At 60.4% G+C, this 20,612-nt stretch carries 18 protein-coding genes; 1 reads left to right on the forward strand and 17 read right to left on the reverse strand.

From position 1 onward, the window contains the following. Positions 1-60: 60 nt before the first annotated feature. The 14 genes from catA to ACRESH_RS18510 all read right to left on the reverse strand — a co-directional run bounded on the left by catA (position 61) and on the right by ACRESH_RS18510 (position 16,534). Positions 61-993, reverse strand: a complete 933-nt coding sequence (gene catA, locus ACRESH_RS18445) for a catechol 1,2-dioxygenase (protein ID WP_431743324.1) — start codon at positions 991-993, stop codon at positions 61-63. Positions 994-1,031: 38 nt separating this feature from the next. Continuing rightward, entirely contained in the window at positions 1,032-1,322 is a 291-nt protein-coding gene (gene catC / locus ACRESH_RS18450) for a muconolactone Delta-isomerase (RefSeq protein WP_431743325.1), read from the reverse strand. An 11-nt stretch (positions 1,323-1,333) separates the two neighbouring features. After that, positions 1,334-2,455 (reverse strand): muconate cycloisomerase family protein, encoded by a 1,122-nt coding sequence (locus tag ACRESH_RS18455; RefSeq protein WP_431743326.1) that lies wholly within the window; start codon positions 2,453-2,455, stop codon positions 1,334-1,336. Positions 2,456-2,473: 18 nt separating this feature from the next. Continuing rightward, positions 2,474-3,235 carry a 1,6-dihydroxycyclohexa-2,4-diene-1-carboxylate dehydrogenase gene (locus ACRESH_RS18460; protein ID WP_431743327.1) on the reverse strand — a complete coding sequence of 254 codons (762 nt, stop codon included), beginning with the start codon at positions 3,233-3,235 and terminating at the stop codon, positions 2,474-2,476. Positions 3,236-3,300: 65 nt separating this feature from the next. Continuing rightward, positions 3,301-4,311, reverse strand: a complete 1,011-nt coding sequence (gene benC / locus ACRESH_RS18465) for a benzoate 1,2-dioxygenase electron transfer component BenC (RefSeq protein WP_431743328.1) — start codon at positions 4,309-4,311, stop codon at positions 3,301-3,303. 25 nt (positions 4,312-4,336) lie between these two features. After that, positions 4,337-4,825: a benzoate 1,2-dioxygenase small subunit gene (gene benB / locus ACRESH_RS18470; protein WP_038616069.1), complete on the reverse strand. Its 489-nt coding sequence runs from the start codon at positions 4,823-4,825 to the stop codon at positions 4,337-4,339. Beyond that, positions 4,822-6,180 carry a benzoate 1,2-dioxygenase large subunit gene (gene benA / locus ACRESH_RS18475; protein ID WP_431743329.1) on the reverse strand — a complete coding sequence of 453 codons (1,359 nt, stop codon included), beginning with the start codon at positions 6,178-6,180 and terminating at the stop codon, positions 4,822-4,824. Before benA ends, benB begins: the two co-directional genes overlap by 4 nt. Before the next feature lie 106 nt (positions 6,181-6,286). Beyond that, entirely contained in the window at positions 6,287-7,243 is a 957-nt protein-coding gene (locus ACRESH_RS18480; RefSeq protein ID WP_431743330.1) for an AraC family transcriptional regulator, read from the reverse strand. A gap of 135 nt (positions 7,244-7,378) precedes the next feature. Beyond that, entirely contained in the window at positions 7,379-9,487 is a 2,109-nt protein-coding gene (locus tag ACRESH_RS18485) for a TonB-dependent receptor (protein WP_431743331.1), read from the reverse strand. 14 nt (positions 9,488-9,501) lie between these two features. Further along, positions 9,502-10,713 carry an MFS transporter gene (locus ACRESH_RS18490; protein WP_431743332.1) on the reverse strand — a complete coding sequence of 404 codons (1,212 nt, stop codon included), beginning with the start codon at positions 10,711-10,713 and terminating at the stop codon, positions 9,502-9,504. After that, entirely contained in the window at positions 10,703-12,628 is a 1,926-nt protein-coding gene (locus ACRESH_RS18495; RefSeq protein ID WP_431743333.1) for an IucA/IucC family protein, read from the reverse strand. Before ACRESH_RS18495 ends, ACRESH_RS18490 begins: the two co-directional genes overlap by 11 nt. A gap of 138 nt (positions 12,629-12,766) precedes the next feature. Then, positions 12,767-14,020 (reverse strand): OprD family porin, encoded by a 1,254-nt coding sequence (locus tag ACRESH_RS18500; protein WP_431743334.1) that lies wholly within the window; start codon positions 14,018-14,020, stop codon positions 12,767-12,769. Positions 14,021-14,097: 77 nt separating this feature from the next. Then, the gene (locus ACRESH_RS18505; RefSeq protein WP_431743335.1) at positions 14,098-15,429 is read right to left on the reverse strand and encodes an aromatic acid/H+ symport family MFS transporter; all 1,332 of its coding nucleotides are present in this window, start codon (positions 15,427-15,429) and stop codon (positions 14,098-14,100) included. Between the two features lie 148 nt (positions 15,430-15,577). Further along, on the reverse strand, positions 15,578-16,534 hold the full coding sequence (locus ACRESH_RS18510; protein WP_431743336.1) for an AraC family transcriptional regulator: 957 nt from the start codon (positions 16,532-16,534) through the stop codon (positions 15,578-15,580). A gap of 129 nt (positions 16,535-16,663) precedes the next feature. On the opposite strand from ACRESH_RS18510, the gene ACRESH_RS18515 reads away from it, so the two are divergent. After that, a complete protein-coding gene (locus ACRESH_RS18515) occupies positions 16,664-17,539 on the forward strand; it encodes a LysR family transcriptional regulator (protein ID WP_431743337.1) in 876 nt (291 codons plus the stop codon). A 17-nt stretch (positions 17,540-17,556) separates the two neighbouring features. On the opposite strand, the gene hcnC is transcribed toward ACRESH_RS18515, so the two are convergent. From hcnC to hcnA, 3 genes are read right to left on the reverse strand one after another with little or no spacing between them, the layout of a single operon-like run. Continuing rightward, on the reverse strand, positions 17,557-18,813 hold the full coding sequence (hcnC, locus tag ACRESH_RS18520; RefSeq protein ID WP_431743338.1) for a cyanide-forming glycine dehydrogenase subunit HcnC: 1,257 nt from the start codon (positions 18,811-18,813) through the stop codon (positions 17,557-17,559). A 3-nt stretch (positions 18,814-18,816) separates the two neighbouring features. After that, a complete protein-coding gene (hcnB, locus tag ACRESH_RS18525) occupies positions 18,817-20,211 on the reverse strand; it encodes a cyanide-forming glycine dehydrogenase subunit HcnB (RefSeq protein ID WP_431743339.1) in 1,395 nt (464 codons plus the stop codon). Beyond that, on the reverse strand, positions 20,208-20,522 hold the full coding sequence (gene hcnA, locus ACRESH_RS18530) for a cyanide-forming glycine dehydrogenase subunit HcnA (protein ID WP_431743340.1): 315 nt from the start codon (positions 20,520-20,522) through the stop codon (positions 20,208-20,210). Before hcnA ends, hcnB begins: the two co-directional genes overlap by 4 nt. Positions 20,523-20,612 lie beyond the last annotated feature (90 nt).

The following is a 20,612-nucleotide window of genomic DNA, read 5'->3' on the forward strand; positions in this document are numbered from 1 at the left end:
CTCCCACAGGTAATGACATTGTGGGAGCGGGCTTGCCCCGCGATCAATTCAACCCAGTCCTCAAGCGTCCTGCAACGCCCGCGGCCGCTTGCTGCGCTTTTCGCTCGCAGGCTTGGGTGCACTGAGCAACTGAAAGTCGAAGTCCATTTCGGCAAAGCGCCCTTGCACCCCACGGGCATCAACTGCCGCCGCATCCTCGACAAAGCGCAGCTCGCCGATCAGCCCATCGCGGGTGGCATAGGCGAAGTCGTCCCACAGGTATTGATCACCCGCCAGGTTGATCTGGGTAGTCAGATGACGATAACCCGGCGCGGAAATGAAGAAGTGGATATGCGCCGGACGATTGCCGTGACGACCCAGCTGGTTGAGCAGCTCCTGGGTCGGACCGTCTTCAGGGCAGCCATAACCCGACGGCACGATGCTGCGTGCGCGATAGCGGCCTTCGGCATCGGTGACGATGCGGCGGCGCAGGTTGTAGTCCGACTGGGTACTGTCGAAGTACGAATAGGTGCCCTGGGTATTGGCATGCCACAGGTCCACCACGGCGCCAGCCACCGGCTGGCCTTGCTCGTCCAGGACACGGCCCTGGAGGAACATCACCGTGCCCGGATCCAGGCCATCGTCCATCCGCACTTCGCCTTCGGCCATTGGTGCACCGGCTACATACAGCGGCCCTTCAATGGTACGCGGGGTACCGCCGCTGATACCGGCTTCGGCATCCTGGGCGTCCAATTGCAGGTCCAGGTAGTGTTCGACGCCCAGCCCGGCGACCAGCAGGCCAGCTTCCTGGCGCGAACCCAGGCGGTTGAGGTAATCCACCGCCTTCCAGAACTCATCTGGGGTTACTTGCAGGTCTTCGATGATGCGCGCCACATCGTTGACGATACGGTTGGTCACCCGCTTCATGCGCGGGCTACCCAGGTCGTTGTTCAGGCCACTGACTTCTTCGAAGAATTTCTGGACATCGGCAATGTGAGCAATCTTCACGGTCATGATAGGTACCTCGAATTGTTGTTATCGGCGTTTCGCGTTCAACGGTCGTCGCTGTGGATCGATGACGGGTGGCGGCACAGGCCATCGATGTCGATGTCCATGTAGGGGAACAGCGGCAGCTGCATCAGGGTGTCATGCAGCGCCTCGACACTGGGCAGGTCGAACACGCTGTAGTTGGCGTAGTGCCCGGCAATGCGCCACAGGTGACGCCAGCTACCTTCGCGCTGCAGGCGCTGGGCCAGTTCCTTTTCGTCTGCCTTGAGCTGCGCGGCTTTGGCCGGGTCCATGTCCAGGGGCAGGTTCACGGTCATTTTCACGTGGAACAACATGGCATCTCTCCTTACGTGCGGCTGAAGAACGCCAGGCGCTCTTCGTCCAGGGTCAGGCCCAGGCCCGGGGTACGTGGTACGTGCAGGGCGAAGTCGCGATACACCGGCGCTTCATTAACGATCTCTTCAGTCAGCAGCAGCGGGCCGAACAGTTCGGTGTGCCAGGTCAGTTTGTTCAGGGTGACAAAGGCATGGGCTGCGGCCAGGGTGCCAATCGAACCTTCGAGCATGGTCCCGCCGTACAAGGCAATTCCTGCGGCTTCGGCAATCTGCGCGGTGCGCAGTACGGCACGCGGGCCACCGTTCTTGGCGATCTTCAGGGCGAAGATGCTGGCAGCGCCGTCGGCAGCCAGACTGAAGGCGTCCTCGACGCTTTCGATGGATTCATCGGCCATGATCGGCGCCGGGCTGCGCTGGTTCAGACGCACCTGGCCGGCACGGTTGATGCGCGAGATCGGCTGCTCGACCAGGTCGATACCGTTGTCGCCCAGCACCTGGCAGGCGCGGATTGCCTGGGACTCGTCCCAGTACTGATTGACGTCGACCCGTACACTGGCGCGCTCGCCCAAGGCGCGTTTGATCGCGATCACATGCTTGAGGTCGTGGGCGACTTCGTTGGAGCCGATTTTCAGCTTGAAGATGCGGTGACGACGCAGGTCGAGCATCTGTTCGGCCTCGGCAATGTCGCGCGCAGTGTCGCCGCTGGCCAAGGTCCAGGCCACTTCCAGGCTGTCGCCCACGCGCCCGCCGAGCAGTTCACTGACCGCCAGGCCCTGGCGCTTGCCTTGGGCATCGAGCAACGCGCTTTCGATCCCGGAGCGGGCGAAGGTGTTGCCCTTGATGGTCTTGTCCAGGCGCTGCATGGCAGCATTGATGTTACTGGCGTCCTGGCCGATCAACAGCGGAGCAAAGTAACTGTCGATGTTCTGTTTGATGCTTTCCGGGCTTTCGTTGCCGTAGGCCAGACCACCGATAGTGGTGGACTCGCCGAGGCCTTCGATGCCATCCGAACAGTGCAGACGGATGATCACCAGAGTCTGCTGCTGCATGGTGTGCATCGCCAGCTTGTGCGGGCGAATGGTGGGCAGATCGACGATCAGCGTCGAGATGCGTTCAATCAGGGGATGACTCATCGAGATCTCCAGAGGCGCTCAGCCGAGGTCGCCGCCGCCAACCGGCAATACCGTGCCGGTGATGTAGGAAGCCTCATCAGAGGCCAGAAAGAGGATCGCGCCAACCTGCTCATCGAGGTTGCCGTAGCGCTTCATCAGGCTGCTATCGAGGGTCTGGTCGACGATCTGCTGGTACCAGACTTTCTCGTCGCCACTCTGCTCGGCGCTGTTGCGTGGCACCCTGCGTGGCGGTGCTTCGGTGCCACCGGGCGCCGTGGCATTGACCCGCACGCCGCGGCCAGCGGTTTCAAAGGCCAGGCAGGCGGTCAATGCGTTCACACCACCCTTGGCTGCGCCGTAGGGCACGCGGTTGACGCTGCGCGTAGCAATCGAGGAAACGTTGACGATGGCGCCGCGACCCTGCTCAAGCATGTACGGCAATGCCGCATGGCAGCACCACAGGGTGGGGAACAACGAACGACGCACTTCGGCTTCTATCTGCGCCGCTTCGTAGTGCTCGAAAGGCTTGGCCCAGATGGTGCCGCCGACGTTGTTGACCAGCACATCGAGGCGGCCGAACCGCCCCACCGCTGCGGCCATCACCCGGCTGCATTCGCCGTATTGCTCCAGGTCCGCCGTCAGGGTCAGCACGCCTTCGCCTTGCAGCTCGTGGACCAGTTCCGAGCGATCCACCGCCACCAGGATCGCGCCTTCTTCGAGCAAGCGCTCACACAGCCGGCGGCCGATGCCCTGCGCCGCGCCGGTAACCAGCGCGACCTTGTTGTCGAATCTGTTGTTCATGACAACCTCGAATAAAAAAGGGACCGACCGTACCCGCACGATGCGCCCGGCCCCATAAAACGGGTTCAGGCAGCGGCAGCGGCGAATTTTTCGTAGTAGAAGTTCGCCGGGGTGATGCCCTGTTCGCGGATGTACTGGCTGACCGCTTCGACCATCGGCGGCGGGCCGCACAGGTACACATCGACATCGCCTTCGTTGAGGTGACGCGGCTCGATGTGCTGGGTGACATAGCCCTTGAGCGGGTGCTGGCTCTCGGGGTTGGCCACGCAGGCGCTGTAGCTGAAGTTGGGGATGCGCGCAGCCAGCGCTTGCAGGCGATCAAGCTCAACCAGGTCGAAGTCGTTGGTCACGCCGTAGATCAGGTGCAGCGGATGCTCACTGCCTTCTTCGGCAATCTTCTCCAGCATCGCGGTGAAGGGTGCGAGCCCCGTGCCACCTGCCAGCAGCAGCAATGGCCGGCGGATTTCACGCAGGTAAAAACTGCCCAGTGGGCCGGCCAGGGTCATGCTGTCGCCGGCCTTGGCCAGGCCAGTGAGGAAACTGCTCATCAGGCCGCCCGGCACATTGCGGATCAGGAAGCTGACTTCGCCGTCCTTCTGCAGCGAGCTGAAAGAGTAAGCACGGGTCTGCTCGCTACCGGGCACGCCGAGGTTGACGTACTGCCCCGGCAGGAAGGCCAGGCGGCTCAAGGCATCGCCCTTGATCGACAGGGCAATGGTGCTATCGGACAGCTGGCGCACCGCGCTGATGCTGGCCTGATAGCTGGACTGCTCGGTCTTGCACACCTGGGACGATGCCGGCACCCGCACCACACAATCACTTTCAGCACGCATCTGGCAGGTCAGCACATAACCCTGGGCGGCTTCTTCCTCGCTCAAGGCGTCTTCGATGTATTCCTGGCCCAGGTCGTAACGACCGGCCTCGGCAAAACACTTGCAGGTACCGCAGGCGCCATCACGGCAGTCCAGCGGGATATTGATGCCCTGGCGGTAAGCGGCATCGGCCACGGTTTCGTCAGCCGTGGCGTCAATGAAACGGGTAACCCCGTCTTCGAAATTCAAGGCGATCTTGTGCATGGCACACCTCGCAGAAAAGCTGGATTCAGATGTGGTAAACGTCGATGACCTGACGCACGTAGTCATTCTTGAGCACGACTTTCTTGGCCTTGATCAGCGGCCGTTCGCCGCGCACATCAAGGGTGTAGAAGCTGGTGCCGAAGTGACTGTCCACTGTCTTGTAGCGAAAGCTCAGGGTGTGCCAGTTGAAGCGCACCTTGCAGACGCCATCGTTCTGTTCCAGCAGTTCGATGTTGCTGATGTTGTGCGAGGTCCGGGTGTCGGGCATGGTCGCACTGGAGCGTTCGGTCTTGATCCGGAACACGCGGTCCTCCAGACCGCCACGGTTGCCGTACCAGATCAGCGAGATTTCCCGTTGCGGGTCTTCGGTGAGCTGGTCGTTGTCGTCCCAGGCCGGCATCCAGAAGGTGGCGTCGGCGGCGTAGCACTCCAGCCAGTTGTCCCACTGGCTGTCGTCCAGGTAACGCGCTTCTTCATAGAGAAAGTCGCGTACTTGCTCGAAGGAAATGCTCATTGCACGGCCTCCACCGGGATCAGCTGCTGGTCGGCGGCGAGGGCCTTGAGCATGGTTTCCTGCCAGTACTTGTGTTGCAGCACGAACAGGCCTTCGTCTTCAGTACGCACACCGCTCATTTGCGGATGCAGGTCGATTTCCTGCGCAGCGGCATCGGCGCCGTCGACCCAGTGGGTTGCCCCACGGGACATATCGTTCCAGCCACGCCCGCCCTGATAACCCATCTGGCACGAGCGGAATTCTTCCAGGTCGTCCGGGGTGGCCATGCCACTGACGTTGAAGAAGTCCTCGTACTGACGGATACGCTGGGACCGGGCCTCGTCGCTCTCACCCTTGGGCGCGATGCAATAGATGGTGATCTCGGTCTTGTCCACGGCAATTGGCCGGGCGATACGGATCTGTGAGCTGAACTGGTCCATCAGGTAGACGTTCGGGTACAGGCACAGGTTGCGCGAGTTCTCGATCATCCAGTTGGCGCGAGCCTGACCGAAGCCGGCGGCCAGCTCATCGCGGCGCTCGAACAGTGGACGGTCCTCGGGGTTGGCCCAACGGGTCCAGAGCAACAGGTGACCTTTGTCGAAGGAGTAGAAACCACCACCGCTCTTGGCCCAGCCGCCAGCGCTCATGGTTTTCACTTCACTGCCTGCCTCACGCTGCTTGCGCTGGTTCTGGGTGGCGGCGTAGTTCCAGTGCACGGCGCTGACGTGGTAGCCGTCGGCACCATTCTCGGCGGTCAGCTTCCAGTTACCTTCGTAGATGTAAGACGAAGAACCGCGCAGCACTTCCAGACCTTCCGGTGACTGATCGACGATCATGTCGATGATCTTTGCCGACTCGCCCAGATGCTCCACCAACGGCACGACGTCCGGGTTCAGGCTGCCGAACAGGAAACCGCGATAGGACTCGAAACGGGCGACCTTGGTCAGGTCATGGGAGCCTTCACAGTTGAAGCTCGCCGGATAGCCGGCATCGACCGGATCCTTGACCTTGAGCAGCTTGCCGGAGTTGTTGAACGTCCAGCCGTGGAACGGACAGGTGTAGGACGAGCGGTTACCGCTCTTGTGCCGGCAGAGCATCGCACCGCGGTGGCTGCAGGCATTGAGGAAGGCATTGAGCACCCCATCCTTGTTGCGCGCGATGAAGATCGGCTGGCGTCCCATGGTGGTGGTGAGGAAGTCGTTCTTTTCAGGAATCTGGCTTTCGTGGGCAAGGTACAGCCAGTTGCCCTCGAAGATGTGTTTCATCTCAAGATCGAACAGACGGGGGTCGGTGAACATCTCGCGCTTGCAGCGAAAGACGCCCTTCTCCTGATCTTCTTCAAGCAGGGAATTAAGGTAATCGAATCCCAGGGACATGGCCGGGGCCTCCGTTGTTATTGTGTTCAGGCCATGTCAGGTTAAGGAGCGAGGGGTACGGCAAATATCCGCTTTGTGCAGACCTTTATCCGTTTTCTGCAAAGTGTCAGGAACGACGCTTGAGGGTGTCGGAGGGCAGTTCGCCGAACAGCGACTTGTAGTTTTCCGAGAAGCGGCCCAAGTGCACGAAGCCATAGTCCATGGCCAACTCGGTGATGCTGCGCACCGGGCAGTTGGGATCGGTAAGGCTGGCGTGGATGCGTTCGAGCTTCTTCTGGCGTATGTAGATTTTTGGCGTGGTACCCGCGTTGCGCTCGAACAGTGCGTACAACGAACGCAGGCTCATGCTGGCCTGACGCGCCAGTTGTTCACTGCAGATATCCAGCTTGAGGTTGCCCTCGATGTAGCCGGCAATCCGGTCGAAGGTCACGGCCTGGCTATTGAGGGCCTCACGGCTGACGTTGGTCGGCATCAAGGTCAGCAGCTTGCTGGCGACGATCTGGCTGTAATGCTCCTGGACCCGCAACAAAGGCTCACTGGCTTCGGCTTCATGACAGACCATGGTCAGCAACCCGGCGAATCCTTCCAGCGCCAGCAGTTGGTAATGGCTGTGGAGAAACCGCACGCCTTCGCCGGGACGCTGCCAGCGTTGTTCATCGCAGACACTTTCCAGCAAGCGGTTGGGCAGCTTGAGAATGAATTTTTCGCAGTCGGCCGAATAGGCAAGGTCGACCGGTTCGTCCGGGTTGATCAACAGCAGCCCGCCCGGCCCCAGCACTCGCTCGGCACGACCGCGCCGCCACAGGCAATGGCCACGCAGCAGGATCTGCAGGTGAAAGACGTTTTCCAGGGCCGGCGACATCACCCGCACTTCGCCACCGTAGCTGATCCGGCACAGATCGAGGCTGGCGAACTTGCGATGATCGAGGCACGCCTCGGGATGCCCGTAACGCGGCAGGCGAATGTGGTGCACCCCCACATGCTGATTGACGTAGGTCGACACGGCATACGGATCGGCACGATCGAAAACCCGGCTGCGCTCACTGAGCAGGGGACGCTCCATACCAGGACACTCGTTGTAGTTATCCTGGCAGTCTAAGCGATAGCGCAGGCCTTCGACCAATTCCCGACGAGCGAGCGCTCGTAATCTGTCATCGTTGAAAAACGATGACAGATTACAAGTTACGTACCTCTTGAGTTACCAGTCGACCGAGTAACTGACGCTCAACGTGCGCCCTTCGGCGTTGGCAAATGGCGCCCGGGCATTGGCCTGGGTGAAGAGGTTCTGGTAGGTACGGTTGGTAAGGTTGTAAACCCCGCCCTCAAGTCGGCCAAGCGGCAGCTCCACCGAACCGAGCATGTCTACCAGGGTATAGCCCTGGATTTCGCGGCCATTGTTGTCTTTGGCGGCCTCGTCGTAGCTGGACAGGTGCATGCCCTGTAGACGCAGGCTGTAGTCGTCCTCGGTAAAGCTGACGAACAACGTGGTTTTGGCCGGTGAAATGCGGGTGGCCGGCAGGTCGATCCATTTGCCGTTCTGTTGGGTTTCACCCTTGGCCCACGCGTAAGTGCCGCCCACCGACCAGTGATCGGTCGCGCGATAGGTCAGGCTGTTCTCGATGCCGCGCACGCGCTCCTTCTGGTTAATCAGGCGTAATACGCGGTCATTGGCGTCGTAGAACTGGGTGACGTCCGAAGTGTTTTCATAAACGGTGACATCGGCCTGCCATTGATCCCACGTCCCACGCCAGCCCAGCTCGTAGCTGTCGACTTTGATCGCCTGGGCGTTGAGGCTCTGGATATCGAAGGTGCTGCTGACGTCGCGCATGAAACGCTGGATGTCCGGCAGCGAAAAGCCCTGGCTGAAGTTGGCAAACACATCCTGGTTTTCGCTCAGGTGATAGACCGCGCCCAGGTTGTACAGGGTAGCGTCATACTTGAGCGTGTCGCCGGGCAACGTCGAGCGCCGGCCGGTCTGAACAATTTCACCGTAGGCGATGCTGTCGGCGACTTCACTTTCGATCCACTCACGGCGTATGCCGCCACGCAGGGTCCAGTCGGCGATGTCCCAGGACATCTGCCCGAACAATGCCTTGGTGGTGGTTTCGATGTCCGGCCCCAGTTCAAAGGTGGTGCCCGTCTTGGTGTAGTTCAGGCCGTTGACCCGGTACTGGTCGCCGCGCTGGCGCGAGCGCTCGTGGTCATAGTCGGCACCCCAAACCAGATTGCCGGTGGCATCGCCGATGGACGGCAACGGGCTGTCGATGGCAGCACGCAGGCCGTACACATCTTGCACGCTGTTGTTGTCCGAGACACCGGCCCTGCCCCGCGCCAGATCGGGAAAGAACAGCGCATCGGCACGGCGCCAGTAGCTTTCGAGCAGCAGACCCTGCCCGTACAAATCCTTGTCGGTGTAGTTGAGGTTGACCGCCTGATTATGGGTATAGGGTTGGTCGTCAAGCTTCAAGCCCTTGACCGCGACGGCTTCGGTGCGGTTTCTCGGGTCCTTGGTGTAGCCAGTGTCCTGCTGATCCTTGTAGTCCTGCAGCGACAGGCTGATTTTTTTGTCGGCATCGAGCTCGTAACCGAACCGACCTTGCAGGTCATAGGTTTCGGTGTCCATATTGCTGCCCTGGGAGGTGTCCTGGGGAATGCGCTTGCCGTTGCCGTCGAACTGGTCATTGCGTTGGATCAGGTCTGCCGAGACATACCAGTCCAGTGCGTCCTGCCGCCCTGTCACACTTTGAAACGCCTCGTAGGCGAAGCCTTTGGGATTGAGGTTGTTGCCGCTGCCCAGGCCCAGTTTGCTGCTGAAGGCGAGGTCCTGGCCCTGGTTGCGTTTGGTGATGATGTTGATGATGCCGCCCGAAGCCCCGGCACCGTAGATGCTGCTCGCGCCGGACACCACTTCGATGCGCTCGATGCTGGCGGGCGAGATGCTGTTGAGTTGACGGAAGTTGTCACGGGTGGCGTTTTGCGACACGCCGTCGATCAACACCAACATGTTGCGCCCGCGCAAGGTCTGGCCGAAGTTGCTCATCCCGCCGCTGGAGGGGGCCATGCCCGGCACCAGTTGTCCGAGGATATCGGCGACCCGGCGACCGGTACCGCTTTGTTCGCGGATCTGCTGTTCGTCGATGACCTGCACCGAACCTGGAATCGAAGCGATGCTCGCTTCGCTGCGGGTGGCCGAGACAACAGTGGCTTGCATGTTCAGGACCCCCGGCTGTTCGACTTCTTCGGCCCAGGTTTGGGCGCTGAAGGAACTGAGCAACGGAATAAGCACGGAGAGTTTGGTTCGAGTCATGGTACGGTCTTTTTTTAGTTGTGATGAGTGTTGGTAGATAAAACAGAGGGCTGAGGCATCGACGCCGACGCCCTTGCCCAGCGGATGCCCAAGGCGGCCAGGGCATAGGTCAGGGCAACCAGCCAAAAGCTATGGGCGAGCCCGACCAAGCCCATGCCGATCCCGCCGAGCACGGTTCCCAGCAGCGCCCCGGCTTTCGCCGCGCTGTTGCCCAGGCCCAGGGCAAAACCTTGTTGGCTGGAGGAAACGGTGTTGGCGATCAAGGCATAGGCCACGGGCAACAAGGCCCCTTGCCAGATGCCCCACAGCAGTCGGGTGGCGAGAAAGCCCATCCATTCGTTGGCCAGGGCGGTCACGGCCAACGTCAACGCACACAGCCACGCCACGCCTTCGATGACGCGCAAGGTGTAGACCGATTCCCAGCGATCGAACAGGCGCCCCCACAGCGGTGCAGAGATCGCCAGAGTCGCCGCGCTGGCGGCGTAGGTGGCGCCAATCAGCCATCCGGGGGCCTGCAGCACGTCGGCGACATACAGCGCATAGAAAGGCTGGGGCATCATCTTCGCGGCCTGGATCAGCACGATCACCAGCATGATTGCGCCCAGCCAGCCTTTGGGCAAAGCCACGCTGGCGGGCGTTTTCTTGTGCGACGCCCGCGCCGTATCGGCGGGCAGAAAGAAACTGCCCAGTGCACACAACAGGCAAATCAGCGTGGCGCCGTAGCAGAGCAGGGCAAAGCCCGAGATATCCATCAGCCAGCCGCCCAGCACTGGCCCCACCAACGAGCCGACAGCGGTTGCCGATTGCAGGCGCGCGAGCGTTTGCCCGCGACTCGAGCTGTCGCAGCAGGCCAGGGCGTAAGCTTGAGCAGCGGCCAGGAACCCAGCCAATGCGCCTTGCATCACGCGAATCGCGACCAGTAACCAAGGGTCGAGCGCGATAGCTGCCAGCCCTTGGCACAAGGCCAGCGCCAGTAGTGCACGGATGATCATCGGCTTGTGCCCGGTACGATCGCCCAACCGTCCCCACAATGGCGTCAGGAGCATGGCTGCAAGCATCGGCCCGGCGTATACCATCGCCGACAGCAAGGCTGTGTAGTGCGCCTGTTCGGGGCCGAGCAGATGTTGAATCTGCAAGGGCCAGAATGGACCGCTCATCTCCATGGCGCCCATGGAGATAAACTGGATCACTATCAACAAGCGCAACGCGCGGCCGTTAGCGGCCATTGGCGAACGTACTCAATGGATTGCTGAGGCGTCCGACGATGTCCGCGTGGCTGTCCAGCAGACGCATGCGCATGAATGACTTGGCCGGCCAGTCGAGTTCGAGCAACGCTTGACGCTCGGTTTCCCAACGCTGCGGTTCAACCCGTTCACGCAGTGTGTCGAAGCACTGCCTGACCTGCGCTGCCAGCTCATCCCACAGAAGGTTTTCCGGCACATTCCAATGACGCGCACAGAGCAAGGCCAGTTCGCCCAAGTGGCACATGAAGGTGGTGTGCAGGAGTTTGTCTCGGACAAAACCGGGCTCGTCGTACAGTGTCATCTTCGGGTCGTGCAGTTGGATATCGAGGCCGTGGGCATGCAGGGCTTTGCGATCAATGCGAATGTCGCCGAAGTCACGCAGCAGCAGGTGACTCAACTGCCCATCGGCCCCCATTACCATAAAGCTGTTTTGCTGGTGAGCTTCGAAGGCCACACCGTAAATCAGGTAAATGCCGAGCAGGCTCGGGACGGCGATCGCCAGATAGTCGCGGAAAAATGCCTGCATGGCCTCGCTGTCATCACGGCCCTGGGCCAATTGCACCCACTGACGAAGCAACGGCTGGTGGTGTTCGTCCACGGCAAACAGGCTGCCAACCGGCACAGCCATTTCACCCGCCTGCAACAAACTCAGCGGGTTGTCCCGGTAGAGTACCGCGGCATGTCGTGAACGTTCGTCATTCACCGGTTGCGGGGCGTAATGCACGCCGATGCGCTCCGGCACGATGTTCAGCAAGCGCCGGATTTGCGGCTCTTGATCGAGAATTTGCAACAGCAGTTGGCTGATGCGTGGCCCCATCCGTGCCGAGCGCGGCGAAACGGTACGCTGCACACTGGTCAGGCGCAGTGCCACCGGCAGCTTCACCATCGGCGCGGTGCGACTGGCATCCGGTACTACCGTGCGGAACGACATGGTGGGATGGCCGGTAAAGGCGACGAGGTCGGTCACGATCAACAGGTTATCGCCAATCTCGTTGGCGAACGATCGCGGCAACTCTTCATGGGCCTGCCAAGGATGCGCGGGAAGCGGGACATAATCCTTTGTATCCAGCCCTCTGCGTTGTAATTCGGCATGCAACTGCGCTGCGGCTTGTGGAAAGTTGGCTTGCCACCAGTCCCAGTAATCCCCGGTCCCGGCCAATGATTCGATGTGAGCGTACTGACGGTGCAGCGCACACAGCACGATCGGAAAACTCGCTTCGAATTCCGGCGAGAACGCAATGACCTGGGCGGCGCTCAAACCTAGTTTGGTCTTGTAATTCGGATGCCAGGGGTGACCCAGAGTGCCCCACTGTTCAAGCAGTGAAGTCGGATTCTGCTGCGAAGAGCTGGCTTTGAGCCAGGCCAGTAGATTATCGCCGTGCTCCGTACCCACCTGCTCTTTCAGTTGCAGGGTCCAGCCGTGATGGAAAGCCAGGCAAAGGGTGTCATTGCTGAAACTGTCATCGAGTTCCTCAGCCAGACGCTGCAGTACTTCGCTAGAGGCCGGAGGGTTGAGGCGGGTGCTGAGATGGGCAAGCAGTTCGGAGGGCAGCAGGATTTTGTGAGTCAAACCGGTAGGGCTATGCAGGGTAATGCTGCCACGCACGTCCCAACTGTTCATCCGTCCAGCTGACAAATGTTCAAAACAAAGTTGGCGGCCATTGTCCAGCGGTAACCAGCAGCGGTTGTGTTCGTCGTAGCTGCAATCATCGGGGGTGATCAGGCCTTCGCGAAACAGGGCCTGGAGCAGACGTTGAAAGCTACGCTGCGAAGCGGGCGCTAATGCATCGCTCAAATGATCGAGGGTTATCCGATAGGATCTGAAGGCTGGGGTGCCAAGCGCTTCGCTCCAGCGTGCGAGCAATTGCTGCTGTTTTTCCGGGTAGACGTGTTTCAAATCCGACTCCACATGGACAAAATCAGTTACAAAACGCGAAGAGAATACGCTCCAAAGAAAATAATGCCAATGATAACTATTACTAATAGTTTTTTTAAAGGGTCCTTGAATGCATCACGCCGCATGTAGTGCTCTTCACTACAACAACGTCCAGGTGTAACTCAGGATCACCCGATTCTCATCAATATCCGAGCGGTAGTTAGACCGCGCCATGGCATTACGCAAGCGAACCCCCAGCCCCTTGAACAGCCCGCTCTGCACCGCATACCCAAGATCCAGGTCGCGCTCATGCTCCTTGCCCTCGAAGCCGAGCCCGGTGTCGACATTGTTGCCCTTGAGATAACGCACGGTCGCCGTCAGCCCCGGAACACCCATGGCCACGAAGTCGTAGTCATAACGCACCTGCCAGGAGCGCTCATCAGCATAAGAAAACTCATAGGTCGGCACCTCGTTACCCAGCGGCGAAATGTTCGGAAACACTCGAGGAAACGCATTCTCGCCATAGATCCCCTGGTAACCAGCGCTGAACGTATGCCCGCCACGCTTGGCTGACAGCAGCGAATAGAACGCCTGGTTGTCGACATCTCCGATGCGGCTTTGCCCCTGCTCCTTGGCGCTGAAATAGCCAAGGTTGGCACCTAGCACCCAATCGCCCACCGGCTGGCTGTGCTTGAAGCCGACAAAGCCCTGCTGATAGATATCCTCCAGACGCCCGTACCAGAGGCTCACAGAGCTGCGGTTGGCATTGAAGCTGTAGTCGCCACCGGCAAAGTTGAAGGCATCGCTGTCGGCCTGACGCTGAGGCAGGTGCCCGAGCATGGCGATCAGTTTTTCATCGCCTGCTTCGTTGCGCAGGCTGGTGGAACTCAAGTGGCCTGCCTGTAGGGTCAGGCCGTTGATCTCGGACGAGGTGATGCTGGCGCCCTGATAGGTTGGCGGCAACAGGCGCGAATCGTTGTACTGGAGGATGGGCAAGTTGGTTTGCAATTCACCGACCTTCAGTTCGGTCTTCGAGTAGCGCAGCTTCAAGGTCGCACCTGCCCGGCTGTATTCATCGGCCGCGTGGCCGTCATCCTGTACCGGCAACAGGCCGGTGCCGGTACGGTCCGGGCTGCTGTCGAGCTTGAGGCCGAGCAGGCCGATGGCATCGACGCCAACGCCAACTGTTCCCGGGGTGTAACCCGACTTGAAGTTGAAAATGAAGCCCTGGCCCCACTCCTCGGCCCTGGACTGCGGGTTGGCGCCGACGATGCCGGAAAAATCACGGCTGAAGTAGTAGTTGCGCGCTTGCAGGGTGGCCGTGGCATCCTTGAAAAAGTCAGGTTCGGCGGCCTGAGTGGTGAAACTCAGGGCGAGCAAAGGTAGCAACCCGGTTGGACGGAGGTTGTTCATGGTTGGAGTGCTCTTTTTTATTGTTGTTTTTGACTGAATATCTGCGGTGCCTGCGATTGGGCCAACACGGTTGCTGACTAGGCCGCTGATTGCAGCTCCGCCCTGCCCCTGGCTGTGCCGCGGCTGGCAAACACCATCATCGCCACCGCCGCGACCGCTCCCGGCACTGCAAAGGCCATGAAATTCAGCGCCAGCGGCAACTGGATCCCTAGCAGCAGGCCACCAAGGATCGGGCCGACGATTGCCCCACTACGACCAATACCCGATGCCCAACCAAGCCCTGTGGAGCGAATACCCATCGGGTAGAACTGGGCGACACAGGCATAGGCCAGGATCTGGGTACCAATAGTGGTTGCCCCGGCAATGGCGATCAGCAGGTACAGCACCGGTGTCGAGCTCTTGAAACCAAGCAGGCTGATCGACAACGCCGCCACCGCAAAGAACACCACCAGCACGCGCTCGAGTTTAAAACGATCGCCGATCCAGCCACCGCCGACAGCGCCGAAAATCGCCCCGAAGTTGAGCACCAGGAGGAAAGCCAGGCTCGATCCCAGACCGTAACCGGCATTGTTCATCAGTTTTGGTAGCCAGGAGTTGAGGGCATAGACCATCAGCAGGCAGCAAAAGAACGCCACCCAAAGCATCAAGGTGCTCAGCGCCCGGCCTTCACGGAACAACTGCGGCACCGAACCACCGGCCTGAACGCCAGTCACTACTTCCAAGCGGTCGTCCGGCTGGGGTTGATAGCTGGGTTCGACCCGCTGTAGCAATTGGCTGGCCTGTTCGGTACGCCCCTGGCGCACCAGAAAACCCAGGGACTCCGGCAGGAAGCGCAAAATCAATGGCAACAGCAGCAAAGGGATGACTGCTACGTAGAACACTGACTGCCAACCGAAGGTCGGCAGCAACACGATACCCAGGCCGGCCGAGAGCATACCGCCCACCGAGTAACCGCTGAACATGATTGCTACCAGGGTGCTGCGCATACGTTTAGGGGCGTACTCGTTCATCAATGCCACGACGTTGGGCATCACCCCGCCGATTCCAAGGCCCGCCAGAAAGCGGCAGATACCGAATTCGGTAGGGTTGCGGGCGAAACCGTTGAGCACCGTAAAACCGCTGAAGAGAATCACGCAGATCATGATGGCCTTCTTGCGACCGATGCGGTCGGACAACGGGCCGAACACCAAGGCACCGAACATCATGCCGAACAGGGCGTAGCTGCCCAGGGCTCCGGCCTGCAACGGGGTCATGCCCCACTCCTGCATCAAGGCCGGCAACACCACGCCATAAATGACCAGGTCATAACCGTCGAAGATGATAATCAGCGCGCACCAGAACAGCACACGCCAGTGAAAGGCATTGAACTTCGCCTGATCGATCAGGCTGTTGATATCGATAGCTCGCATGTGGCGTGTCTCTTTTGTTGTTGTTATCGAAACCTGAGTGGCGAACCTGCCAAGCAGTGTTCGCGATTTCAGGTTAGGAGCAGTACAAAAGGGCCAATAGCCGTTTCCTGCGAATCGCTATCCAGTTTGCGCAAGGACTGACCAGGGGTCAGCGGTGACGTTTGAAGGTGGCCGAGGGCAGTTCGCCGAAACGCTGGCGATAGCTTTCGGCAAAGCGCCCCAGGTGAAGAAAACCGTAGTCCAGAGCGATCTCGGTAACGTTGCGCACGGGACTTGCCGGGTCCTGCAACGCGGCATGAATCCGCTCTAACTTGCGCTGGCGCACATACCCCTTGGGGGACAACCCGGCATGACGTTCGAACAGCGAATACAAAGAGCGCTCACTGACCCGCGCCACATTCATCAGTTGGGCGACACTGATGTCCTGGTCCAGGTGGGCGTCGACATAGGCTGCCAACTGCTCGAACGAGTGAGTCTGCTGCACCGGCTCACCACGCTGAACGTTGTTGCCCAGCAAGCTGAGCAACTTGCTGGCAACGATGCGCCCGTAATGCTCCTGTACCTGCAGCAACGAGTCAGCGGATTCCGCCTCTTCACAGATCAGCCCGAGCAAGCCGATAAAACCTTCCAGCTCGCCGGTGGCATGGCGCGCGCTGTTGAAGCGAATGCCACCTTCGGGCAACTGCCAGCGCTGTTCCAGGCAGGCCTGCTCCAGCAGGCTGACCGGTAGCTTGAGGATGAATTTCTCGCAGTCGGCCGAATAGGTCAGGTCCACGGGATCGTCCGGGTTGATCAACAACAGCTCACCAGGTACGTAGTAATGTTCATTGCCGCGATCGTTGGACTGGCAGTGGCCCTTGAGCAGAATCTGCAGGTGATACAGCGAACCCAGGGCGGGTGAGGTGATCCGCGCCTTGCCACCGTAGCTCAGGCGACACAGGTCAAGGCTGGCAAACTTGCGGTGGTTGATGCTCGCCTTCAGGTCGCCGGTTCTGGGCAGGCGCAGGCTATGGCCACCGACATGCTGGTTGACGTATTCGGACACGGCATAAGGGTCGGCGCGCTGAAACACACAGCTGCGCTCGCTCAACAGGTGGCTGCTCATGGGCTGCCCTCTTCTTGTTCTTGCTGGACGATATCCACAGGGTCTGGTTATCCACAGGGCACCAGCTTGCGTCAGCCCTGGCAGGCAGTCCAATATCTGTTGGGTAGGCAATAATACCCTGGAGGTATCATGGAACTCCGCCATCTGCGTTACTTCCGGGTGCTCGCGCAGACCCTGAACTTCACCCGCGCCGCCGAGCAACTGCACATTGCCCAGCCGCCTTTGAGCCGGCAAATCCGTCAGTTGGAGGAAACCCTGGGGGTCGAACTGCTGGAGCGCAGCCGTCCGCTGCGCCTGACCGAAGCCGGGCGCTACTTTTACGAGCAGAGTGCAATGCTGCTCGAGCAACTTGAGCAAATTTCTGAAGGTACCCGGCGTATCGCCAACAGCGAGCGCCAATGGCTGCGCATCGGCTTCGCGCCCTCGACTCTCTACGATCTGTTACCTGAGCTGATTCGCCAATTGCGCCGTAATCCGGAACTGGAGCTTGGCCTGCAGGAAATGATTACCCTGCAGCAGGTCGAAGCCTTGAAAGCCGGACGCATCGATATCGGCTTCGGCCGCATCCACATCAAGGACCCGGCTATCGACCAGCAGGTACTGCGCGAAGACCCGCTGGTGGTCGCCCTACCCTGCGGCCATCCGCTGATCGGCCAGCCCATTGACCTGGTACGCCTGGCTTTTGAACCCTTCGTGCTCTACCCCGCCACGCCGCGCCCGAGCTACGCCGACCACATCATGGCGTTGTTTGCCGGCCAGGGTCTGAGCGTGCAGGTGATTCAGTGGACCAACGAACTGCAAACCGCCCTCGGTCTGGTGGCCGCCGGCCTGGGGATAACGTTGGTACCCGCCTCGGTGCAGCGCCAGCACCGCGACGATATCGTGTATGCACCGCTGAGCGAGTCGGCGGCAGTTTCACCGATCATTCTCAGTCGCCGGCTTGGGGATAACTCGCCACAGGTCCGGCACTGCCTGAGCCTGATTGAACGCATGACCGGCCACTAGGGCCGGTCACACATCGCTCAGGCCAAGGCGACCTGAGGTTTATCCACAGGCCCGGCATGGAAGCGCTCGGCCAGGAACGGAGTGATATCCACAGGCGAGGTTTCCCCATTGAGAACCTTGTCGATCATCACACCGGTGATCGCCGAAGTCAGGATGCCGGTGCGAAAGTGTCCACAGGCATTCAGGTAACCGGAGACTTCCGGCACCGGCCCGAGGATCGGCAACTCATCCGGTGACCCTGGGCGCAAGCCAGCCCACGTGCGTTTGAGGTTGATCTGCGCCAGCTCCGGAACACAGCGAATTGCGCCCTGCACCAGGTCGTTGATTTCCGGGAAGGTGTTGCTGACGTCGAAACCCTTGTCTTCGGTGGTGCTGCCGATCAGGATCTCGCCGTTATCCTTCTGCGCCATGTAGCAATCACTGGTGGTCAGGCAGCCCTGCAGCAACTTTGGCATGCGCTCGGTGAGAATGATCTGCCCCTTCACCGGATTGACCGGGATACGCAGGCCAGTGGCTTGTTCGCTGAGGTCGGCCGCCCAGGCACCCGCAGCATTGATCAGGGTCTGGCAATGAAAGGTACCCTCTTCAGCGGTTTGCACCCCGCTGACCCGTGAGCCCTGGTGCAGCACCGCGGTGATATTGGTGTTGTGAAACAGGTCTACACCGTTCTGTCGCGCAGCTTCCATATAGGCGTCGGCCAGCCGGAAGGGGCTGACCTGGTGATCGCAAAGAAACTCCAGGGCACCACGCGCCTGATGGCTGACCGCCGGTTCCGCCTGGCGCAGGGCCTCGCGGTCGAGCCAGCGCACCTGGTCGGCCAAGTGCGGGATCTGCGCGACGATATGCTCGGCGTATAGCTGGTCTTCATCGTCGTAGATCACATACTTCAGGCCCGTGCGCTCGAACTTGAAGTCCATACCATGACGCTCGATCAGTTCGCGGTGCAGCTGTGGATAAAGGGCATTGGACTGCAGGGCAAAGTCGAAGAACGACTGCGGCAGGATATGCGGAGTGTTGGCATCCACCGCCACCGCAGCACCTTGGGCCTGGCGCTTGTGCTGGGCCGACATCATGCGAAAGAAAATCACCCCGCAGCCCAGCCCGACCGACTCGCCAATCGCCCACAGGCCACCGGCCGAAGCGCGTGTGGCATTACCGGGACGCTTGGCATCAATCAGAGCGATTTTCAGGTTCTTGCGTTTGGACAACTGGTAAGCGCAGGAAGCGCCGATCACGCCACCGCCAGCAATTACTACGTCGTAGGTTCTGTTCATGTTTCAGGCTTCCGTGCCAGGTTGCTGGAATGCAGAGAACGGTATCGGGTCTATTGGAAAACGCGGGCGCAACCAGCCGACGTCAACGCGGCCCGTGGCTTCGCGCAAACGGTCGCTGCAGTAGCCAACACACATGCGCCCCTGACAATCACCCATGCTCACCCGCGTGCGCATCTTCAGCCCGGCCATGTCTCGCACACCCTGTTCCAGGGCCAGGTCGATATCACCACGGGTTACATGCTCGCAGCGGCAGATAACAGTATCGGCCCGGGGCAACTCGATCTGCCGAGTGCCACGCTGGGTATAGCGCTCTACCCCGGCACGAAAGCGTTTGATGGCTGCCAACTGGCCCAGGTACCGCTCACGCAGCTCAATGGCCTGCTCGGCATTGAGCACTTCGCGCTGTAGCAGGATCGACACCGCAGCGATGCGCCCGGTCAGCATCGCAGCCTCACCCCCACGGATACCGCCCATATCACCGGCCAGATGAATGTGCTGCTGGCTACTCTGTTGCCAGACGTTGCTCTTGGCGCACAGGTAGCCGTCGTCACTGAAGCCGTGCTCCAGTCCCAATTGCTGGCTTAGCTGGGTACGCGGAATAAAACCGTAACCCACCGCCAGGGTTTGCGCAGGCTCGCGCTGAGCACGGCTGTGGTCGGGCTGCCAGTTGTTGTCGTAAGGCGCGAGGGTGACTTCAGCGAGTTCGCCTTCGCCCTTGGCCTCGACCACACCCCAGCCGTAATACATCGGAATGCCATTAAGCTTCATGTAGCCGAGCATGCTCAGGCCATCGAGGAACAGCTGCGGCTTGTTGAGTAGCGCCAGGCTTTCCTTGGCGATCTTACCGAACGCGCAGGCTTCATAGACGCCGACAACTTTCGCCCCCGCAGCGTGCAGCTGGCAGGCCACCAGCGGCAGCAACGGGCCGGTACCGGCAATCACCGTGCTACCCAGCGGCTTGACCACACCGCTCTTGATTTGCAACTGCAAGCCACCGAGTAGCTGCACGCCGGGCAGAGTCCAGCCAGGAAAAGGCACGTTGCGCTCATGGCAACCCGCCGACAGCACCAGGTGCGAGTAGTCGATCTGGTGCAGACGCTCTTCAGCATCGAGCACCATCAGGCGTTGCTCGTCACCGCCCACCACCCGGCTGTTCAGGCGCATGTCGATACGCTCGGCGCAGGCAGAAAATTCCTTGTGCAGGGTGTTCAGGGCCTTGCTGTAGCGCGCGCCCAGATACCCCAGGTCAACGCCTGCACGCAGCGGTCCGCGATACACCACCCCGCCCGGCCGCGATGCCTCATCAAACAACACACTGGGCACACCGTGACGCGCCAACTCAATAGCGGTCGCCATACCTGCCGAACCACCACCGACAATCACAGGACGCAGACTCATGGCGCCTCCTGCCCGGCAAAGCGGTTGCTCAGGGTTTCCACCTGCATACCGGGCTGGACCACGGTTTGGCAGGCGCGGCGTTTGGGCCGGCCGTTGATTGAAACCAGGCAACAATGACACACGCCCATACCACAAAAAGCACCGCTCAGTTGCGCGTGATCGTTGCGCGCCACCTGGCGCAGGCCCACGGCGTTGAGTACGGTGAGCACTGTTTCACCGGCGGCGACTTCGATGGGCTGGCCGTTGAGTTGGATAGTCATGTCAGCCCGCGACAGGGGCTGGATATCGAGTTTCCGATCCAGTACTTGCATAGCGCCTTTCATCCGTGAAAAGGGAAATAGGGACTTGGCAGACTATGCGAAGTGGACACGGCGACTATTGATCCAGGCCAGCTTTCGACT

The sequence above is a fragment of the Pseudomonas sp. genome, assembly GCF_050739775.1.
Taxonomy (GTDB): Bacteria; Pseudomonadota; Gammaproteobacteria; order Pseudomonadales; family Pseudomonadaceae; genus Aquipseudomonas.